General features: G+C 62.1%; 2 protein-coding genes and 1 pseudogene. All 3 read right to left on the bottom strand.

Features of this window, described 5'->3' with window-relative positions:
- Positions 1-98: pseudogene (locus WBV42_RS14360) on the bottom strand (TRAM domain-containing protein); the annotation flags it as partial.
- 425 nt (positions 99-523) lie between these two features.
- Positions 524-1,165, bottom strand: coding sequence for a YkgJ family cysteine cluster protein (locus WBV42_RS14355; RefSeq protein WP_253228288.1), 642 nt, complete (start codon positions 1,163-1,165; stop codon positions 524-526).
- A 49-nt stretch (positions 1,166-1,214) separates the two neighbouring features.
- On the bottom strand, positions 1,215-1,767 hold a 553-nt coding region (locus tag WBV42_RS14350; RefSeq protein WP_423986637.1), incomplete at its 5' end, for an MBL fold metallo-hydrolase.

Below are 1,767 nucleotides of genomic sequence, written 5' to 3'. Positions count from 1 at the left end.
GTATCGATTTCACGGCGTGGTATCGAGACAACGTATTCGTCGCCGTTGAGAGTAACATCACCGCTGAACAGACACAGGAGTTTATCAGAGATTTCCAAGGCTCGTAGACCTCCACGTGAATCCAAGTAGTCAACCATTAAAGAATTATCGAACACCACATTTCTACTCCACCTTTTGCTGCGTTCGCGCGGCGGAGCCGCGTTCTCTGGCAAAATCTGGGCCAAAAGTCTACGTCACCCCCTTCGAGGGTTTCTCGACCCGGAAAATCTCCGATTTTCCGGCGTCTCAAAATCGCGGCGCGATTTTGATGGCTCGAAAGACCGCAGGTCTTTCGGTGAGAGTGCGCTAGCGACTGGCGGCTGGACGGGTATGCTGATTTCTGGCGGCTGTGTCAATTCCGTTTCCGGCTGCGTCGATGCCTGATTCTAGCAGCCGTATCACCGGCCTATCGCTCGTGGATGCGCGAGTGCCGCCCACTCGCTGTGAGAACCACTCGCTGTGAGAACCACTCGCTGTGAGAAGATCACTTTCCGTACGTCGTCCCGTCGGGGTTTTTCGCACCTTCGGAGTCGTGGACGACGATCTCTCCGGGGGCGGGGTCCGCGGGTTCGTAGTTGTCGCGCACACCAATCGCCTCTTCGAGTTCGCGGATGGCGCGGGTTTTGAGCGCCGCCGCGAGTTCCTCCGCGTGTTCCCTGTCGATGTCCCGGCCGAGACCTTCGCATTCGTGGGCGCGAACCATGCCGGATTCGTCCACGGGGTCGCCCATCGGTTGGCTCGTTCCGCCGAGCGCCACGCTGAAGGGGTACGTTTGACAGATGAGCGGGCGGTCGGGATGCACCGAACACGCGCCGATGCCGTCCTCGTAGAATTGGCAGTCGCCGCAGTCATCGGTTTGAAGCGCCCATTCGAACGTCTCGCCGTCGCCGTCCGCCGTCAATCCGAACGGCATGGGACGGGCCACGTCCCGAAAGTCGTACTCCGTCGCCGCCTGTAGCTCGCGCACTTCGTCGGGGAAGACGGTGGCGGTGTGGGGGTCGTCCGCTTCGCTCGTACAGCAGGCACCACAGCGCGTACACTCGAATCCGATGTCCTCGATTGCATCGGCGAGGTCGGCCGTGTCGAGCGAGTTCGCTCGTTCCAATTCGGCTTCGAGAGTTTCCACGGGGAACGGTTCGTTTGTGGAATGAAAATCGTTGTGGGTGTCGGCAGACTCAGTTCGGCACCGCGCGCTCGCCGTTCCACGCTACCTTCCCCTCGACTGCCAGCTTTTCCAGATGGGCGGCCACGGTTCGCTCCGCGAACTCCCGGACGCCGGAGATGTCCTTGTCGTAGGCCGCGTCCGTGACCTCCGAGAGCGTTCGGGCACCGTCACGGACCGCGTCGAGAACGCGTCCTTCACGGTGCAGTCGGTGGTCGATGAGTCGCCGAATCGTCGCTCGTGGGTCCTCGATGACCGGTCCGTGGCCCGGATACAGCGCCGCCGGATTCTTTGCGTACAGTCGCCGGAGCGACGTGAGGTAGGCACGAAGGTCCCCTTCCCCAGCCGCGACGACGACGCTTCCCTCTGCGACGGCGAGGTCGCCCGAGACGACCCCCTCGTCGGTGGCGAACGCGAGGTGGTCCGGGGCGTGACCCGGCGTTTCGATGACGGTCAGCGGGCCGACTTTCGTTCCTTCCCGAAACGTCCGGTCGGGGTCGGTTCCAGTCGCGTCAGCGAACCGTTCTTCGTGTCCGTACCGTGCCCATACCGTCGCGTCACAAACT

The organism is Haladaptatus sp. (assembly GCF_049589095.1).
Taxonomy (GTDB): domain Archaea; phylum Halobacteriota; class Halobacteria; order Halobacteriales; family Haladaptataceae; genus Haladaptatus.
The sequence above is the reverse complement of the archived record's forward strand: the minus strand, read 5'-3'. Positions and strand labels throughout refer to the sequence as shown.